General features: G+C 58.7%; 16 protein-coding genes and 1 riboswitch. Of the genes, 6 read left to right on the top strand and 10 right to left on the bottom strand.

Annotated features, from left to right (window positions below):
* Nucleotides 1-208: 208 nt before the first annotated feature.
* Genes I9184_RS20220 through I9184_RS20205 form a run of 4 tightly spaced genes read right to left on the bottom strand, consistent with a single transcriptional unit; the run spans nt 209 to nt 4,520 of the window.
* Nucleotides 209-1,180 carry a D-glycerate dehydrogenase gene (locus tag I9184_RS20220; RefSeq protein WP_171638487.1) on the bottom strand — a complete coding sequence of 324 codons (972 nt, stop codon included), beginning with the start codon at nt 1,178-1,180 and terminating at the stop codon, nt 209-211.
* The gene (gene sucD, locus I9184_RS20215; protein ID WP_171230723.1) at nt 1,180-2,067 is read right to left on the bottom strand and encodes a succinate--CoA ligase subunit alpha; all 888 of its coding nucleotides are present in this window, start codon (nt 2,065-2,067) and stop codon (nt 1,180-1,182) included. Before sucD ends, I9184_RS20220 begins: the two co-directional genes overlap by 1 nt.
* Nucleotides 2,067-3,263, bottom strand: coding sequence for a malate--CoA ligase subunit beta (locus I9184_RS20210; protein WP_209835554.1), 1,197 nt, complete (start codon nt 3,261-3,263; stop codon nt 2,067-2,069). Before I9184_RS20210 ends, sucD begins: the two co-directional genes overlap by 1 nt.
* 15 nt (nt 3,264-3,278) lie before the next feature.
* Complete coding sequence (locus I9184_RS20205; protein ID WP_209835553.1) at nt 3,279-4,520, bottom strand: aminotransferase class V-fold PLP-dependent enzyme; 1,242 nt, start codon at nt 4,518-4,520, stop codon at nt 3,279-3,281.
* Nucleotides 4,521-4,740: 220 nt separating this feature from the next.
* Here I9184_RS20205 and I9184_RS20200 point away from each other — a divergent pair, with 220 nt between their 5' ends.
* The 5 genes from I9184_RS20200 to I9184_RS20180 all read left to right on the top strand — a co-directional run bounded on the left by I9184_RS20200 (nt 4,741) and on the right by I9184_RS20180 (nt 11,409).
* Nucleotides 4,741-5,370, top strand: coding sequence for a response regulator transcription factor (locus tag I9184_RS20200; protein WP_245218233.1), 630 nt, complete (start codon nt 4,741-4,743; stop codon nt 5,368-5,370).
* Between the two features lie 22 nt (nt 5,371-5,392).
* Nucleotides 5,393-6,238, top strand: a complete 846-nt coding sequence (locus tag I9184_RS20195) for a Rossmann-like and DUF2520 domain-containing protein (protein WP_209835552.1) — start codon at nt 5,393-5,395, stop codon at nt 6,236-6,238.
* 177 nt (nt 6,239-6,415) lie between these two features.
* A complete protein-coding gene (locus I9184_RS20190) occupies nt 6,416-10,129 on the top strand; it encodes a hypothetical protein (RefSeq protein WP_209835551.1) in 3,714 nt (1,237 codons plus the stop codon).
* Nucleotides 10,122-11,120, top strand: a complete 999-nt coding sequence (locus I9184_RS20185; RefSeq protein WP_209835550.1) for a hypothetical protein — start codon at nt 10,122-10,124, stop codon at nt 11,118-11,120. The genes I9184_RS20190 and I9184_RS20185 overlap by 8 nt, the downstream gene beginning before the upstream one ends.
* A 76-nt stretch (nt 11,121-11,196) precedes the next feature.
* Nucleotides 11,197-11,409, top strand: a complete 213-nt coding sequence (locus tag I9184_RS20180) for a hypothetical protein (protein ID WP_209835549.1) — start codon at nt 11,197-11,199, stop codon at nt 11,407-11,409.
* 104 nt (nt 11,410-11,513) lie between these two features.
* Here the strand turns inward: I9184_RS20180 and I9184_RS20175 are convergent, their stop codons facing one another.
* The 6 genes from I9184_RS20175 to I9184_RS20150 all read right to left on the bottom strand — a co-directional run bounded on the left by I9184_RS20175 (nt 11,514) and on the right by I9184_RS20150 (nt 16,493).
* On the bottom strand, nt 11,514-12,164 hold the full coding sequence (locus I9184_RS20175) for an ABC transporter ATP-binding protein (RefSeq protein ID WP_209835548.1): 651 nt from the start codon (nt 12,162-12,164) through the stop codon (nt 11,514-11,516).
* Nucleotides 12,161-12,940 (bottom strand): cobalt ECF transporter T component CbiQ, encoded by a 780-nt coding sequence (gene cbiQ / locus I9184_RS20170; RefSeq protein ID WP_209835547.1) that lies wholly within the window; start codon nt 12,938-12,940, stop codon nt 12,161-12,163. Before cbiQ ends, I9184_RS20175 begins: the two co-directional genes overlap by 4 nt.
* A complete protein-coding gene (locus I9184_RS20165) occupies nt 12,940-13,515 on the bottom strand; it encodes a cobalt ABC transporter permease (protein ID WP_209835546.1) in 576 nt (191 codons plus the stop codon). The genes cbiQ and I9184_RS20165 overlap by 1 nt, the downstream gene beginning before the upstream one ends.
* Complete coding sequence (gene cbiM, locus I9184_RS20160; RefSeq protein WP_209835545.1) at nt 13,512-14,123, bottom strand: cobalt transporter CbiM; 612 nt, start codon at nt 14,121-14,123, stop codon at nt 13,512-13,514. The genes I9184_RS20165 and cbiM overlap by 4 nt, the downstream gene beginning before the upstream one ends.
* A gap of 6 nt (nt 14,124-14,129) precedes the next feature.
* Nucleotides 14,130-14,915, bottom strand: a complete 786-nt coding sequence (locus I9184_RS20155) for a DUF4198 domain-containing protein (RefSeq protein WP_171725156.1) — start codon at nt 14,913-14,915, stop codon at nt 14,130-14,132.
* A gap of 131 nt (nt 14,916-15,046) precedes the next feature.
* Nucleotides 15,047-15,247, bottom strand: a riboswitch (cobalamin riboswitch).
* 121 nt (nt 15,248-15,368) lie between these two features.
* The gene (locus I9184_RS20150) at nt 15,369-16,493 is read right to left on the bottom strand and encodes an ROK family transcriptional regulator (RefSeq protein WP_171638562.1); all 1,125 of its coding nucleotides are present in this window, start codon (nt 16,491-16,493) and stop codon (nt 15,369-15,371) included.
* 252 nt (nt 16,494-16,745) lie between these two features.
* Between I9184_RS20150 and I9184_RS20145 the strand changes: the two genes are divergently transcribed.
* Complete coding sequence (locus I9184_RS20145) at nt 16,746-17,765, top strand: sugar ABC transporter substrate-binding protein (protein ID WP_209835544.1); 1,020 nt, start codon at nt 16,746-16,748, stop codon at nt 17,763-17,765.
* Nucleotides 17,766-17,843 lie beyond the last annotated feature (78 nt).

Raw genomic sequence — 17,843 nt, 5'->3', positions numbered from 1 at the left:
TCTCGGACGCGATCAGCTCGATCTCGTCGCGCTGACGACCCAGTTCCGACGTGATCGAGCCAAAAAGCTCGGGATCACGATCAGAAAGGGACTGGGTGAAAAATCCGTCTGAACGGTGCGGGGCATTCACTGGTCATATCTCCTAATTGAGGAACGCAACGCAGCCACGGCTGCGTTGGACGCCATTGCGTGAAGTTTGAAGGTGGCCTCAGATCACGCGGTCCCGAGGTTCGCGGCCGTCGAAGAAGTCGCTCAGATTGTCGAGAACCCGGAACCCCATCGCTTCGCGCGCTTCGCGGGTCGCGCTGCCCAGATGCGGAAGCATGACGAGGTTGTCGCATTGCAACAGGTCCGGGCTGACCCGCGGTTCACCATCGAAAACGTCCAATGCAGCGCCGCCGATCATGTCGAACACCAAGGCCTGGATCAGTGCCCATTCATCGATCACTTCGCCCCGTGCGGTGTTGATCAGAAATGCGTCAGGCTTCATCAGGCCAAGTCTGCGCGAATTGATCAGATGGCGGTTGGCTGCGCCGCCCGGACAGTGCAGTGAAACGAAGTCACATTGCGGCAGCAGGTCATCAATGGTGTCCACCTGTCTTGCGTTGCATTCGGCGAGAACATCGGGCGATACGGCGCTACGGTTGCAAACCAGCACGTCCATGCCGAACCCGTGATGCGCACGGCGGGCCATCTCCTGTCCGATGCGGCCATATCCGATGATGCCCAGTGTCTTGCCGCTGACCTTGGTTCCGACCAGATGCGTGGGCCGCCATCCTGTCCACTGACCTGCACGCAGCTCGCGTTCGCCCTCACCCGCCCGACGCGCCACCATCAAAAGCAGCGTCATGGCGATATCGGCGGTGCACTCAGACAGAACGTCGGGCGTGTTGGTCACGGTCATACCCAACTCGCGTGCCGACGGCTCGCAGATATGGCTGTAGCCGACGCCGTAATTGGCAAGGATTTTTGTCTGCACACCCGGCACATCCAGTGCCTCGGCGCTCAGCGTGTCCGTTACAGTGGGCAGCACGGCGTCATAGGATATCAACGCTTGCCGGATTTCAGCCGGGGACATGGGTTTGTCGCCGGTATTCAAAACGGTGTTGTAGTTCTCGGCCAGCTGCGCCTCGACGGCAGCAGGCCAGCGACGGGTAACCAGAACCGATGGTTTGACCATCACGCAGCCTCCATCACGCGGGCGATCGTCTCACCGATCACGGCAGGGTTTTCGGCCACGGTGACACCTGCGGCGGACAGGATCTCGACCTTTTCGCTGGCGCTTTCGCCGAAGGCCGAGATGATCGCCCCCGCGTGCCCCATGGTACGGCCTTTCGGAGCGGTCAGGCCGGCGACATAGGCGATCACCGGTTTGGAGATGTGGTCGCGGATATATTCGGCGGCTTCCGCTTCCTGCGGGCCTCCGATTTCGCCGATCATGGCGATGACATGCGTGTCTTCGTCGTCTTCAAACCGTTGAAGGATGTCCTTGAATGACGATCCGTTGATCGGGTCGCCCCCGATTCCGACACTGGTCGAAACGCCGATCCCGCGCTCTTTCAACTGGGCCGCCGCCTCATATCCCAATGTCCCCGAACGGCCGATGATCCCCACATGTCCGGGAAGATAGATATGCCCCGGCATGATGCCCAACAAAGCTTTTCCGGGCGAGATGGTGCCGGCACAGTTCGGACCGGTCAGAACCATGCGTTTCTCTTTCGGATAGCGATACATGTACCGTTTCACCCGGATCATGTCCTGTGCCGGAATGCCGTCGGTGATGCAAACGCAATAGCGGATGCCCGCATCGGCGGCCTCCATGATGGAATCCGCCGCAAACGGGGGCGGTACGAAGACCAGGCTGGCATCGGCGCCGGTGGCTTCGACGGCCTGTTTGACGGTGTCAAAAACCGGAACGCCTTCGACGGTTTCGCCCCCCTTGCCGGGCACGACGCCACCCACCACGTTTGTGCCATAGTTCAACATGTCCTTGGTGTGGAACCGCGCCATGCGCCCGGTGATGCCCTGCACGATGACACGCGTGTCACGATCGAGAAGAATGCTCATTACACAACCCTCATTTTGGTGCCCTGAGTAAGGTCGTTTTTCCAAGCGCCCACAGCGCGTTCTGCCGCCTCCATCAGCGTCGTGGCGCGAATGACCGGCAGGCCCGATTTGGCAAGAATTTTCTGGCCTTCTTCGACATTAGTGCCGGCCAGCCGCACGACGACGGGAATATCGAGGTCAAGTTCCTTCAACGCCTGAACGACTCCTTCAGCCACCCAGTCGCAGCGGTTGATACCGGCGAAGATGTTGACCAGAATGGCCTGAACATTGTCATCCGACAGGACCAGCCGGAACGCCTTGGCCACCCGTTCAGGCGACGCGCCACCGCCGATGTCGAGGAAATTTGCAGGCTCGCCGCCTGCCAGCTTGATCGTGTCCATGGTGGCCATCGCCAGACCGGCCCCGTTGACGATGCAACCGATATTGCCGTCAAGCCCGACATAAGACAGCCCGCGATCCGCAGCGCGGCTTTCGCGCGGGTCTTCCTGGCTTTTGTCGCGCAGTTCGGCGATCTGCGGGTGGCGGAACAGAGCGTTATCGTCAAAGCTCATCTTGGCATCCAGCGCCAGCACCCGGTCGTCACCGGTGATGACCAGCGGATTGATTTCGACCATCGTGGCGTCAAGATTGCTGAAGGCGGCATAACAGCCCTGCAGCGTCCGCACCATTTGCTGGATCAGTTTGGCTTCAACCCCAAGATTGAAGGCGATTTCACGGGCCTGAAACTCCTGAAGCCCGACAGCCGGTTCAACGATGGACCTGACAATGCTGTCGGGGCGGTCGGCCGAGATGTCTTCGATCTCCATCCCGCCTTCGGACGAGGCGACGATCATCACCCGCTGGCTGGAGCGATCCAGAACAAAGCCAAGGTAGATTTCCCGGTCAATCGGCACTGCGGCTTCGACGTAGACACGATAGATGCCTTTGCCTTCAGGACCCGTCTGATGCGTCACCAGTTTGCGACCGAACAGATCATCGCAAGCCTTGTAGATTTCGTTTTCGCTGTTGCAGAGCTTGACCCCTCCGGCCTTGCCGCGCCCGCCTGCATGGACCTGCGCCTTGACAATCCATTTGTCGCCACCCAGTTCGCGCGCCCGATAGGCCGCCTGTTCTGGACTGTAGGCAAGCGCGCCGGCGGGCACGTCGACGCCGAATTTCGAAAGAACTTCTTTCGCCTGGTATTCGTGGATATCCATCTGATGCGCTCCTGTTTAAGCAGCTATTGAAGTGCCGTAACGGCTTTCCAGCAGAGCTTCGATCGCGTCTTGATCGACCTCTCCCCCCAGCTCACGAATGGCTTCGGCGAACAGGCGCACAATCCGGCTGACGGCCTCGCGATTCAATTGATTTAGGATGCCGATGCGCACCTGCACCGGTTCGCTCAAGGTGGGCCAGATGCCAAACCCGCGGGCGCGGCAGTTCTGCACCAGTTCCATCTCGCGGCCAGAAAGCGCGGAAGGCAGGTTGAGAACGATCAGGCTGGGCATGTCCGAGGTGACCTCGCACCCCATCTCGGTCACCGCGTCGCGAAGAACCTTTTCATGCGTCCGGTAAGACATCGACCGCTTGGCCAGACCTTCCTGCAAGGTCAAACGCAATGACTCGTGGAATGCCGCAACCGCATATCCGGAATGGGTCCGGTGATAGGTGCCCTTTTCCACGTCCTGCCCATCGACGATGCCCCAGTGGCGGGCCTCGAAGATCGGATTGTGCACATAGGTATAAGCACCTGTGGATTTCAGTGCCTCGATATAGGCATCGGTAAAACTGACAGGGGCATAGGTCAGCGGCAAGCAGCACAGGCCTTTCTGCGGACAGGATGCCCAGCCTGCCACACCCGGATAGTCATCGATCGCAAAGTCTTCGACACCCAGAGACGAGACCGCATCGATCAGCCCCATGGTGTCATGACGTTCACATGCGTCCGAGAAACCGCGCAGATCGTTCACCCTGCCCGATCCGGTTTCCCAATGCGCCATGAAGGCCCATTTCGGCTTGTGCTCGGCCAGAGTCGCTTCAATCAGTTCAGCAGTCACCCGCTGGCCATGTGGAACCTCGACTACCGTGACACTCGCCGCCTGTGGGTCAAGCGGGCTGGCTGCGTGCTCGGCGGGCGTTGCCGCCTTGATCCGCAGCGTCAACGCGTCGATCCCCGAGAATGTGCCGTTGGTGAATGCAACAACCTTGTCACCGGGCATGACGGCCGAGAACATGGTGTCCAGCGCGCTCCAGCCGGTACCCGCGACGGCGAACGTATAAGCGTTCCGGGTGCCCCAGATTTTCCGCAGCATGTGCTTGCATTCGATCATGCCCCTGAGGACATCGCCTTGCATGTGATCGGCGACCCCTGCGCCGGCGAAGGCTTTCAGGACACGCACATCCGTATTGCCCGGCCCTGGCCCTGCGGCAAGGGTGTCGGGAATTTCGAGCGGAGGGAAAATCTGAAAGGTCATGGTCTGACGTCCTCGGCTGTTGGCCGGGTATTGCGGCCTGATGGTTCAAGATACCGGTCAGAAAACGCGAGCTTGCCGGATGGCGCAACGTAACTTACTACTGCTTTTGGATGGCTAATAGTGTGGGTAATTACCTACCCGTTTTGGCAAAAATACGACGGTATACCAAAATCTACCCCACCCTTTTGGGTAGTATCTTGTAAAATATGGGCAAAATCATATGGTTGAGACATCGGACAAACCCATCGACATCATGCTTGCGGACAGCAACCCGCTGGTTCTGTCGGCCATGTCGGAAATTTTCGAACGTGATCCCCGATTCTCTCTGGTCGCCACGTCGGCAACGGCAGAAGGGTTTCTGGGAACGGTGATGCGGATACCCGTTCAGGTCGGTGTCGTGGACTGGACGCTTCCGGCCCTGGGCGCTGCCAAACTGATCGAGGTGCTGCGCGATCAGGCCGATGCACCGCGCTTTGTCATCTATGGCGATACCTCTGGGGATGTCCCGCGATTGGCGATGCAGGCGGGCGCCGCTGGATTTGCAGCCCGCTCGGGTGAGGTCGAAGGCCTTCTTGAGACCTGCGCCGAAGTGGCAGCAGGCAAGATGGTGTTTCCGTTCATCGACGTCCGGAAGATGAAACAGGATCCGATTCAAAGCCTGTCGCGCAAGGAACGCGCCATTTTGGAGGCCCTGGCACAGGGGATGTCGAACCGGGAACTGTCCAAGGAACTTCAGATATCCACCAACACGGTCAAGTTCCACCTGTCCAATATCTATGAGAAGCTGAACGTCAAAAACAGAACTCAAGCCATTGCGTTTTTCTATTCGTCCCACCGTGGGGCGGACTAAACGACAAGAACAGAGAGCCCAGATGACTGAAATCAAAATTAACGTTGTCGGTGCCGGGCGGGTTGGCAAAACGCTGATCAGCCTTCTGGATGGCACTGATGGCTGCCGGATCCAGGATATTCTGAGCACATCCTTTCGGTCGGCAAATGAAGCCGCCCAGTTGTCCAAAACCGGGCGCGTTGCCGCAAGCTATGCCGATCTGCGGCCAGCTGATCTGTGGATCCTCTCAGTACCCGACACGCAAATTTCTGCGGTGGCCTACGAATTGAAAGAGGCGTTCGAAAACCAAGAAAAAACCGGGAAGCCTTCAGTGGCTTTCCATTGCAGCGGCTATTTTCCTGCCGAGCACCTGGCGCCGTTGCGAAGCCTCTCATGGTCTCTGGCCAGCGTTCATCCCGTCCTGTCTTTCGCCGATCCACAGGCCGCTGCCGCGCAATTCAAAGAGGCGCTGTGCGGGTTGGAAGGCGATGAAGACGCCACAGCGTTCATTCAGCAGCTTCTGGAAGGATTGGGAACCACCTGTTTTCCCATCCGGTCTGAAAGCAAATGCCTGTATCATGCAGCCGCTGTGATATCGAACAACTTCGCCGTTGTCTTGCAGGCCATCGCCCGCGAAGCGTGGGCCGAGGCCGGCGTGCCGGACGAAACTGCCCGCAAGCTCAACGCTGGTTTGTTGAGCAGCACAGTCGAAAACGTCAACCTTCTTGGCCCGCAATCTGCCCTGACCGGTCCGGCGGCAAGAGGGGACGCAGAGGTCGTTGCCCAGCAGGGCGCGGATGTAGCGGCGTGGCACCGCGATGCAGGTGAAATTTACAAGCATATGAGCCTGCTGGCGCAGAAGCTGAAGGCAACCGGTTTCACGAAGTAATCACCAGATCCATTGCTGCAAGGCATTTTGGATCCTGCGTTCGAAACGCGTCGCGGAAAAGGCGGGCCCGGGCCTTTCTTTTGCGAATCCCTGAAACATGTTACGTTGGGTCAACTTTCGAGATTTGGTTTTTCCCGGCACTCAGTTTCTTGCAGCGCTTTCCTACGAGGTGACTTCATGTCCGACTCCAGCAGTGAGCCCCCGCGCATTACACTGTCCCTTCCGACCTCTCGACCCAATCCCACGATCTCGGCGGAACTCTCGGGATCGGCCGGTTTTACGGCTGACAGCCTTGACGATCTCAGGCGCGTCGAAGCCGAGAAGCTCAAGGCGCTGCGCCGTGGTGTCGGCATTGACCTGTCTGCTGAGGTGATCAACGATCTGGTCGATCAGCGCGTTCAGTCCACCGGTGCCGTCTTTCGTCAGCTTGAAACCATACGCAAGGATCTGGCCGACGGGTTTCTGGGCGCTGTCGTCCCAACCCTTGCCCCGAAACTGCGCGGTGAACTGATCAATCCCGACGGCACCCCTGCCGAGCGGGTAATCGTTGAAGCGCTGCGCCCAACCTTTACCGCCAGTGAAGGCATCGACAACGCGGATTTTTCATGGGCTGTAAAAGCCGCCGTAACGGATGCGCGGGGCCTGTTTTCGCTTGATCTGCCCAATCTGCGCCTGCCGCAAAATGGCCTCAGATTGCGGATTCGCGGGCAGAACACCACTCTGACCGAGGCAGTGCCGCGCATTGATGCATTGGATGGCGAATTGGGCCTCGTGGTGCTGGATCGCACTGTCCTCCCTTTGCAGCGCTCGATCCTGGGTGAGCTTGCCGATATTCTGCCGGTGGATCCTGAGGATGCGGAAGAAAACATATCCGACTTCGCCGGCACGCAGGCCCCAATCGTTCTGGGCGAAGGTGATTGCGCTTCGGAATACCGAACCGAAGGAGGCACGGTTTCGCGGCGGCGTTATTCGGTTCTTTACCGGTTGATCGACCCGCTTGTCGGGCCGAAAAACATCGTTCGCACCCGCCCTGTTGGCGGCAATCGCTTTGTCACGACAATTCCGGGCGGCACCTTTGCACAGGCCAATCTTTCTGCCGAAACACTGTTGAGCGCATTCAACAATGACGGCGGAGACTGGGATTTCCGCGATCGGATACCGATTGACGAACCCATTGATATCGAGGATTTTTTCGAAGATCTGGAACAGCGCCCGCAGGATGTGCCAAAAGCTTCCAGCCTGGCGCTTGGCTATATCGCCAAGATGCGTTCAACCGCCGTTCACGCCGGAATGTCATTGGGGCGTCTGGTCTATTCCCTGCCGCTTGCCCCGGGCGAAGAGCAACGGATCGTCGTGTCGGAACAGCGCGAAACCCTGACCGTGCGCGAACGCGAAAGCCTGACCTTCGAGGAACAACAGGAATTCGAAGAGGCGCGCGACACCTCTTTCGACAGCACATTCGAAACCGCATTGGACGAAGTGATCCGTGGAACATCCTCTTTCTCGACCAAGGCGTCCACAAAAAGCTTCGGGGGCGCCGGCGGCATTGGTGGCGGTCTGTTTGGCGGCATCGGGGCCATAGTGGGCGGGGTCGGTTTCAGCGGCGCCCGTTCCAGCTCCAACTCGTCAGGCAGTTCGTCCAACACGCAGAACACGTCACGCGATTTTCTGTCAGACACGCACGAGACATTCTCGGCCGCGCTGGAACGGGCCGCTTCGGTCAAGCGAAGTTCGGCCCGAACAAGCGTTCGTGCAGCCACGGCAAGTGATCGGCGGACGGCGACGACAAAATTCGTGGCCAACCGCAACCACTGTCATGCAATGACGATGCAATGGTTCGAGGTTCTGCGCGACTTTTCCCTGGAAACGCGGATCGAAGGCGTTCAATTGGTCGTCTTCGTTCCCATGCAGCTCATCCGCTTTCGCCGTTTGGGGCAAGGCGATCAATTGCCGGGCAATGTCAGCCGGTCCGGATTGCTGAGCCGGTACAAGGTGATCCTGCGCCACGCAGACGTGTTCCGCCGCGTATTCCGAAACCGTCGCAGATTCCGCACCGCCCTGAAACTGTTGGAAGAGTTTTACGCGGACAAGGACGCAACACCGCAGAATGCTCCGGGTGTCGCGCAGGACATCGTCAGCTTCGAGGCGCAGGGCACTTTCATGCCCAATGATGACATATCCGCGGTGATCTTCACGCAGGATGGCGACCGCGTTGGGCCAGTGCCCCTGACCGGATCGCCGATCGACATCGACAACCTGCATGACTTGCCTGCCGAGACACGCGAAAACCTGCTGGTTCGGCTGGCTGACGCGCGCCGTGATCCAACCAACCGGCGGACTTATACCGGATCCGTGGCGTTGCCCCGCTCGGTCGAACGTTCCGACATCGCCCGCGTCGAGTTGCGCAGGCGGACGGGCTCTTTTGCCTATTCATTCTATACCGGCCCGGACCCGATCAACATCTTCAACATTTGGGAACATATCTCGAACCTGGAAGATGCGGATGATCTGGATCGCGCCACACGCAACATCAACCGGAGCCTTCATACGACGATTTCAGGCTCGGATTTCGACGATCTGGTCGGCGCGCCGATGATCAGCGAGTTCGAAGCGCGCATGAATGAGGACGCACAGACCATCGTCGACGACAACACATTCCAGGCTTTGCCTGCGACCCTACCCTATTCGGTACAGGAAGTGCCGGATGTGTTGTCACGCCGTGATCTGCGGCGGATCGAGGAAATGTATCAGCATATCGTTGCCGACACCGTTCGCTATTCCCGCGTGATCTGGGCCAGTATGACGGATGAGGAACGGGCCATCCTGCTGGAACGCTTCACCATCGGCGTGCCCGATGGCGGATTGGATGACGCCTCAAGCGAGATATCGCTGCTCAGCACGGTCCAGAACAAGGTGTTGGGCTTCTATGGCAATGCAATGATCATGCCGTTCTCGATCCCGCCCGATCTGGCCGACAGAATAGAGATGCGGACCGGCGACATTCAGGACAGCCTACTGGCCTTCCATCGCGAAGACTTCCGACCACCGCGCCGCACGATCTCGCTGCCGACCAGGGGCCTGTTGGGCGAGGCTGTTCTGGGCCGCTGCAATTCCTGCGAGATGATCGACCATCGCCGCTTCTGGAACTGGCAGGACAGCCCGACGCCACCCCCGGTCGGCGACACGCCGGTCCTGCCCGCGGACAGCGATGCGATCTTTGGCGCCCGTGCGCCATCAGACCTGCCGGCCAATCAACCTTCGAACACGCTCACCATCGCCGGTGGCAACATTGGTACAGGCCAGGCCGTGCCCACTTCGCAACTGGCCGAGATCCTCAAAGCCGCGCCTGATCTTGCACGGGCGGGAACCGATCTGACGGGCCTGAAAGAGTTGCAGGCGCAACTGGCCCTTGAAACGCAATCGGTCGCCGCCGGTCGGGACAAAGCCATAGACACGGCGACGGATCTGACCAAAGAGCTTGTCGGCAAGGCCACTGAGCTTGCGGGCAAGGGGCAAGAGATCGCTGCGGCTCGCAAAGAGGAAGAAGCCAAAAAGCAAGCCGCCGAGAAGAAAAAGACAGCTGCCGACAATGCCGCAAAGCTCAAGGGGTTTGAGGATATCGCCAAGAACGCTTCGGGAGTTTCCGCTCTGATTGGCGGGCAACCGGATGGCAACCGGGCCGGTTTCGTTCAAAACCTGTTCAAGGATTTCCCCGGTGGTGCTGCGGCTCTGGCCAATCCTTCCAACACGTTGCTTCTGGCCAAGCTTTTCGGGGCCTTTACCAAAGCCAATACGGATGCGGATGACGGCAGCGCAACCAAGGCCGGCAGCCAATCCGTACTGGATTTCCTCAATGGCCTGAGCGCCCCAGCGGAGGACGACGATGACTGACACCAGCACAAATGCAACCCCCGAACCGGGCATCGATGAAAGCCTTGCCGAGGCCATCATCAATATTCTTGAAACCACCAATTCCCCGGCGATTCAGCGCGCCCGAGAGGTTATAGCCCACAGGCTGGCCATCGCTGGCGACATTGCACCATCCCGCATCCCTGCCCCGCGCAACATCACCGAGATCGGAGGCTATATCAATCTGCTCAGCGAGTATGGAGAGGCCGAACAGCGCGCGCGCATGATCGCGGCGGCGCTGGGCATAGCAGGGCCGCAGATTTCGCTGCCACAGCCCGGTGCCGTTCCACCGTTGTCCTTTGTCACACGTGACGGTGCCCGACCTGCGGGGCCACAACAACCCAGCTTCCCGTTGACCTATACGATCCGTAGCGACTTTGTTCCGGCATTTGACAATGCGGTGCAGGAAATCACGATCCGCGGTGGCGCGGTTCCGATTTTGACACCTGTCAGGATCCTGCCTGCTGCGGGGTCTGCACCCGCAACAGACGGCTCTGCGCAGCTGGCTCTGATCGGTCGTACACTCAGCCTGGCGCCAACAGCGGCTTTGCACGCCGTGGCGACAGACCCTTTGTCGCTCAGCCGTCCGACGGCTGGTGGCGGGTTCGAAGTTATGGTTCGGGTCATCGACGCCGCCGCACCGATCGCCGGAACCATCGCGGCGGCGAACTGGACAAGTTGGGAATGCGATGCCGCTGCCTGTACCGAAGTCGACAGCAATGATGCGCGCTTTGCGCTCACACCACTGCTGAACGCCGCCGGGTGGCACCAGCCCGCTGATCCCGGCAATCCGAACAGTCTGTCAAATCCCGGAACCTGGGCGGAATGGCGCAACATCACCGGGCTTGTGCCGGGCGTCACGCGGTTTGCGGATGAGCTGCAACTGCTATATTCCGCAGAAATGCTCATTACTTCACCGGTCTTCAATCAACTGGACAATGTCTGGACTGGAAGCGAGTTCGCCGCGCCATAGCACGGCTGCCTGAAACGCAGGAAAGTGATTTGGCAATGCGCCCATCATGGGGTTCAATGCCTTCAGGAGGTCAGCCATGCAGAACCCCGAACGTTTCGAGAAATTCTATTTCGCCAAAGTCGGCATGGGCGAAGCCTGTGGCTGCGCCGAGCGGATAATCGACGTGTTCGAATTCAACCGCAAAGGCGGTGCGCAATCCAGGCAACCTGTGAAACAGGACAGGCGCAGACGTGGATCCTTTGGGGCATGGGCGGTCAAATATGGGCTGATGAGCCGCAGGCGCACATAGCCAAGGCCTGACGACGCACAAGGTTCGCTTTCCGTTTCATGGCGTGGCTCAGGCGGTATGATTGCATATCTAAAACCACCATGTCCGGTTGCTACGAGAACAGGTCAGACCGGCACCAGCTTCCCGTCGCGAAGATCCAGTTCATCGGGCGCCAGTTCCAAGCGGAACGCCGGCGAATGACTGACAAGCAAAATCGCCTGTGGCAACGCGCGCAGGATTTCCAGCAGGCGCGCTTCGTTTTTTGTATCCAACGCATTCGTCGGTTCGTCCAGCAACAGCACTTCGGGTTCCATCGCCAGAACCGTCGCCAGGGTCACCAGCCGTTTTTCACCGCCTGACAATTTGTGGGTAATGCGGTTCTTCAGATGCATCAGGTCCAGATCGCCCAGAACTTTGTCGACGATGGCAAGTGCCTCGTCACGGGTCTTGCCCAGATTGAGCGGGCCAAAAGCGACGTCTTCGGCGACGGTCGGGCAGAACAGCTGATCGTCCGCATCCTGAAATACAAGCCCCACCCGGCGGCGGACCTCATGGAAATCAACCTCTTCCACGCGTTGCTGACCAAAAACGGTGACGGTGCCCGAACACGGGCGCTGCAACCCAAGCAAAATGCGCAGGAGCGTCGATTTCCCCGCTCCGTTCGGGCCTGTCAGGGACAGGCGCTGCCCCGCGCTCAGGCTCAGGCTTGCCCCGTCCAGAACGGGTGGCTGGCCGGGGTAGGAAAAACAGATGTCTTCAAGCGCGATCAGTGTCATGCGAATTCCAGAATGATCAGACCCAGGCAGAGACCGCTGAAACCAGCCGCAAACACAATGTCCGCGCGGGTCAGGGCAAATTCCTGAAGCAACGGCATACGCCCGGAAAACCCGCGGCACTTCATCGCGGCCAGGATGCGTTCCGATCTTTCGATCGCGCGCACAAGCATCATACCCACAAGGTAGCCAAAGCTGCGATATGTGTGCCAGTTTGTTGCTGGCCGAAAACCACGTACCTTCATGGCGGCCCGCAGCCGCAGGTATTCTTCGCGCAAGACCTCGATATAACGGATCGTGAACATCAGCAGGTAAACCAGCTTTTCCGGGCACCGCAGACGATGCAGGGCGTGGCCCAGTGTGACCGGCTCCATCGTCCCGACCAAAACCATCAGGGACAGGATCACGGCATTGGCGGTCAAGGCAATCTCGACCGCTTTCCAAAAACCCTGCCAGCTTGCAGGGAATCCCCAAAGCGTGAACATCGGATCCCCGGGCATGGAAAAGGGCAACAGGACCAGCATGAACAGGATGAACCCATCCATCATGGCCATTCGCTTCAACGTCTTTCGCCGCGGCAGACGTGAAACTATCAGAAGCGAAAGCGACACTGTCAGCGCCGCGCAAAGCGCGCCGAGGGATGACAGCGCAACGGTCACGACTGCAAAAACAACTGCCATGACGATCCGCATCCGGGGATCCAGCAGGCTGATCAGACCTTCTGGCCCGTCACCGGCTTCGGACAGTGTTTTTTCCTTGTGCCCCAGAACGTGTGCCATCAGGACGCCAGCTTGCGGCGGGCCGCCATGTAAAAGCCCAGACCAAACAGACCAACGATGTACCCAATCCCGCCAAGGATGGTTTGCAGGTCATTCTGTTCGCGATAGGCCGCAATCTCGCGCCTGAGCGGGCGCAATTCGTCACGTATGGCCTTGGCGATAACCTGCTGTTCTTCGGCGCTGAGAGACGCCGCCGAACCGCTGGCCTGCGTCACAGCAGCCGAAGATGAGTCACCGTTTTCTGCCACAGCAACGCCCATGATCCGCGCGACATCTTCGGCAGGCATCGTGACTTCGGCCACATGCCCGGCGCCAAGGTCGGCAAAGAAAGTGTGCGCCACGGCCGAGGTCGGCGTGTAGACAAAGAAACCGTCCGCATCCGTGACCGATCGACCCAGCTCGGCCCCATCCGGGCCGGTGACAATGACCTCGGTGCCGCTTGCCATGTCGCCGTTGGAAAAGCCGATTTCGCCCTCGATGACGTCTTCCGACTCGAAAACGCCGGCTAGGACCTTGTGCGCCAGGGCAGGCACAGGTGCGCAGCACACGGCCAATATGACAACCAGATGCTTCATGTGGCTGCTTCCCTTATAAACAGCTCGGGTTTGACCTTGCGTGCCAACAACACGGCGAACCCGGTCAAAATCGCCTCAATGGCCATGACAGGAATATGGGCGAAGAAAACAAGCCTGGCGGCAGGCAGAAATTCATCCCCCGACAGCGCCAGGGAAAACGCGACCATGCCGGTTGTCGCCGCAATGGCAAATGCGCCGCCGACGCCCCCCCAAATCGCACCTTGCAAAGGCGTTCCACGCGCGATCAGACGACCGAACAACATTCCGGCCACCACAGCTGGAAAGGCGATGTTGACGGTGTTGATCCCCAACACCGTCAACCCGCCAAAGCCGAAAAAGACCGCCTGTAGCAAAAGCCCGACGAACAAAGCCGGGAATGCGGCCCAACCAAGCAGCAGCCCGGCCATGCCGTTGAGGATCAGATGGACCGACGACGGACCAATGGGTACGTGGATCAACGATGCCACGAAGAAACTGGCTGACAGCACGCCCGCAGTGGGGATGCGATCAAGATCCAGAGACCTGAGACCCATGGCGATCCCGCCCGCGGCGGCTATGGCGCCGCCAATTACAACCGGGTTGGAAAGGGCTCCGTCGACGATGTGCATCTTGGGTTACTCCAGATCCCAGGAGCGAATCCAGATGACCGCATCCTGGCTGAGTTCTTTGCCCTCATGTTCGGTTGCCGGACCGGAACCAAGTGCTGCGAAACCCCAGTAACCGGCATTTGGAACGCCGAACGAGAAATACCCGTTGTCGTCAGATATGGCGACCACCGCACCACCCGGCATCGGAGAGACTTTCGGTGTAGAAGCGGCCGAACTTTCCATGTCGGGCTCGGCGGCCATGTACTCGATCTCGATTTCGACCCCCGCAACCGGCTGACCATCAGCCAGCACACGGCCCGTGAAAGTCGAACCCGCGATGATGTTGGTCGGCTTGTTCAGCGGGATAATCTCGGTCGGCAAACCTACGGGATTCATCCAGTCGGTCGGCAATTCGTTGCGGTTCAGGAAGGCTTTGGTGAGCTGTTGGATATAGATGTCTTCGGATTCCTCGTAATAAGGCTGAGGAACCGTCACCAGCACATAGTCGCCCGACCGTTTGACCGGGACACTGCCTTTGAACGCCACGCCCTCGTTTTCCCCGCCGGTGAACCGGATAGGTTCCAACGTGTCCAGCAAATCGGTCTTTTCACCGTTGTGGATCACATAGAATTCCTGCGGCTTTTCAAGATCCATGACGTGGCCGTTCTCGAACGGATGCCAGAAAATCAGCTTGACCGGCACATCGCCCGGTTTCTGGATCATGGTATCGGTAGTGTATTCCAAAAGAAAATGCGCATCTGCGATGGCGGGAAGAGCCACCGCGGCAACGGCTGCGCTGAGCAGCGTTTTCATGAACAGTCGTCCTTGTCCCGTCGCGCCAATCCCGGCGCGAAATTCGTTTTGACTACGGGACATTCAACGCCAAATCACCCTTTCAGGCATCCTGGTACGACGCACATCCCGTCGCCGATTAGGAGTGCCCCTTATGAGGACACATGTCCGGCAGGTATCCTGACTTGCGGGTCAAAGCGTTGGACTGGCCTTCCCGGGGCAAACCCCAGTGGCGTTTCAGCCCTGCTCGCCGCTTACAGTTGCGGGTGCAGTTGCGGAATTGGGCCTAAGCCCGCACCGCATTCCCTATTGATTCCAGAGCAAGCCCCGGAACCGGACATGCCGAGCGGCTTGCCAGACAACTCAGCCTTCCGTCAACGAAAATGTGTTACGGCCATCGAAAATTATGAGCTCGGCAGTTTGCGAGAGTGAACCGGTTTGTGAAATATCCAAGGCAACAGGGTGATTTCACATCTAAGCTTCTGAAAGATACCTTTCCGACAATGGCAGGCTTGCCGCGCCCAGTGAGCGTGCATCCGGGCCCACGGTCCCTGCCAGCACCACGGGGTGCTCGAGACCGGTCAGGTTCAGCTCGGACAGTTTGTCTTCGACCATTTCAACCAAACGCGCCTTGATGTCCTGCGGCATCCAGCCGTCAATCTTCACGCATTCGAAATCTATCAGGCTACAGGATGAGACAATCGCATAAGCAATCCCGCTTGCCGTCCGTTTCAACCAGTTTTCCAGTTGAATTTTTGGCACATCCCAACGCTGGGTCGTTTCCCAAATGGAATGCGACGTTACCCCTGCTGTGGTGATTGCACGCTCGAGAACATACAGGCTGGCCACGTCGATAAGCGGTCTGACACCACCCGCACCATCCGGTACAGGCAGGGGGCCGATTGCGCCCGAGTTTCCACGCCCGGAAAAGATCGCACCATTGAGAACCACACCGCCGCCAATAAAAAACCCGATATAGAAGTACAGGAAATCCCTTGGTCCATCGGCCGGACCGAATACCAATTCCGCCCCACAAGCCGCAGTGGCGTCATTTTGCAGAAAAACCGGCATATCGAGGCGACGAGCCAGGTCAGCCTTCAGGTCTGATACGCGCCACGGGTCCATTTCTTCCTGAGGAACCTGAAGGGTCTGGGCCCAGTCCCACAGGTAGAACGGCATGGCAATTCCAAGACCCGCAATCCTGCCTTTGGCCTCGGGCGACATGGATGACATCATTTTCCCCAGACTCTGTATAGAAAACTCCAAAGTGGCTTTTGGCGTTGGATAGTCATAGGTTCGCCGCTCGCGTTGCCGCACATTTCCGACAAAGTCAGTCAATACCAGCTCGGTACTGCGGCGCCCGACCTTGAGCCCAAAGAAAAACGCACCATCCGGGTTGAGGCGCATGGGAACGGAAGGTTGCCCGACTTTCCCGCGGACCGGCTCACCGCGCAAAAGCAAACCGTCCTTCTCAAGCAGCCGCATGATGACGGAAACGGTTTGCGCCGACAGTCCGGTCATGCGCGCAATCTCGGACTTAGCAAGAGCCTGATGACGCCGGACAAGCGACAACACCAGCCGTTCGTTCCGGGCCCGCATCCCGCTTTGATTGGTTCCGCGCACCTCTGACCCGTGCAGGCCAATCGAATTTTTCCGAGATGAATTTTCCGGCACGACCACCCCTTTCCTGCTGAAGAATGAGAAAGCCCGCCCGCCCTGTCAATAATAAATAAGAGTGATTTATTTATTGACTCAAATTTCGAATCTTGTGATTGTTTCTTATGAGATCAGGGTTTTTGCCTGATCGCCCTCGTGCCCTGTACGGCACAGGAAAAACTGGGAGGATAATCGATGAAACTTGCAAGACTTGCGGGTGCTGCTGCGCTCGGGGTTACTGCCATGGCTGGCAGTGCAATGGCGGAAGGCGAAACCGTTTGTCTGATCACCAAGACAGACACCAACCCGTTCTTTGTCAAAATGAAGGAAGGTGCGACAGCGAAGGCGGAAGAGCTGGGAATGACGCTCAAAGCCTTTGCAGGCAAAGTTGACGGTGACCATGAAACGCAGGTGCAAGCCATTGAGACCTGCATTCTGGACGGCGCCAAGGGCATTCTGCTGACGGCCTCGGACACATCATCCATCGTTCCGGCCGTGAAGCAGGCGCGGGATGCAGGTGTTCTGGTTATCGCTCTGGATACGCCGCTGGAACCCATTGACTCGGCTGACGCAACCTTTGCCACGGACAATTTCCTTGCCGGGCTGCTGATTGGACAATGGGCCAAAGCCACGCTGGGCGACGCGGCCAACGACGCCAAGATCGCGACACTGGATCTTGCCGTCAGTCAGCCGACAGTGGATGTGCTGCGCAATCAGGGTTTCCTGCAAGGCTTTGGTGTCGATCTGGCGGACCCGAACGTAATCGGTGATGAAGATGACCCACGACTGGTCGGAAGTGATGTCACTGCCGGCAACGAAGAAGGTGGTCGCCGCGCGATGGAAAACCTTCTGGCCAAAGATCCCACGATCAACGTTGTTCACACCATCAACGAACCTGCCGCGGCAGGTGCCTACGAGGCGCTGAAAGCCATCGGGCGCGAAAATGACGTGCTCATCGTTTCCGTGGACGGAGGCTGTCCGGGTGTCCAAAACGTTGCCGATGGTGTTATCGGCGCGACGTCGCAGCAATACCCGCTGTTGATGGCATCGCTAGGTGTTGCGGCCGTCAAGAAATGGGCGGACGAAGGCGTGAAGCCTGAAAACACGCCTGGCAAGGATTTCTTTGACACCGGCGTAGCGCTTGTAACGGACAAGCCTGCCGAAGGCGTCGAGTCGATCTCGGTCAAAGAAGGCATGGACCTCTGCTGGGGTTAACCTGACCACCCGGAGGGCCGCAGAGGGCGGCCTTCCGCTTTTCAAACCACCCATTCGCCCGAAAACTTGCTAAAGTCG

It is taken from the genome of Ruegeria sp. HKCCE3926, assembly GCF_017872515.1.
GTDB lineage: Bacteria > Pseudomonadota > Alphaproteobacteria > Rhodobacterales > Rhodobacteraceae > Ruegeria.
The sequence above is the reverse complement of the archived record's forward strand: the minus strand, read 5'-3'. Positions and strand labels throughout refer to the sequence as shown.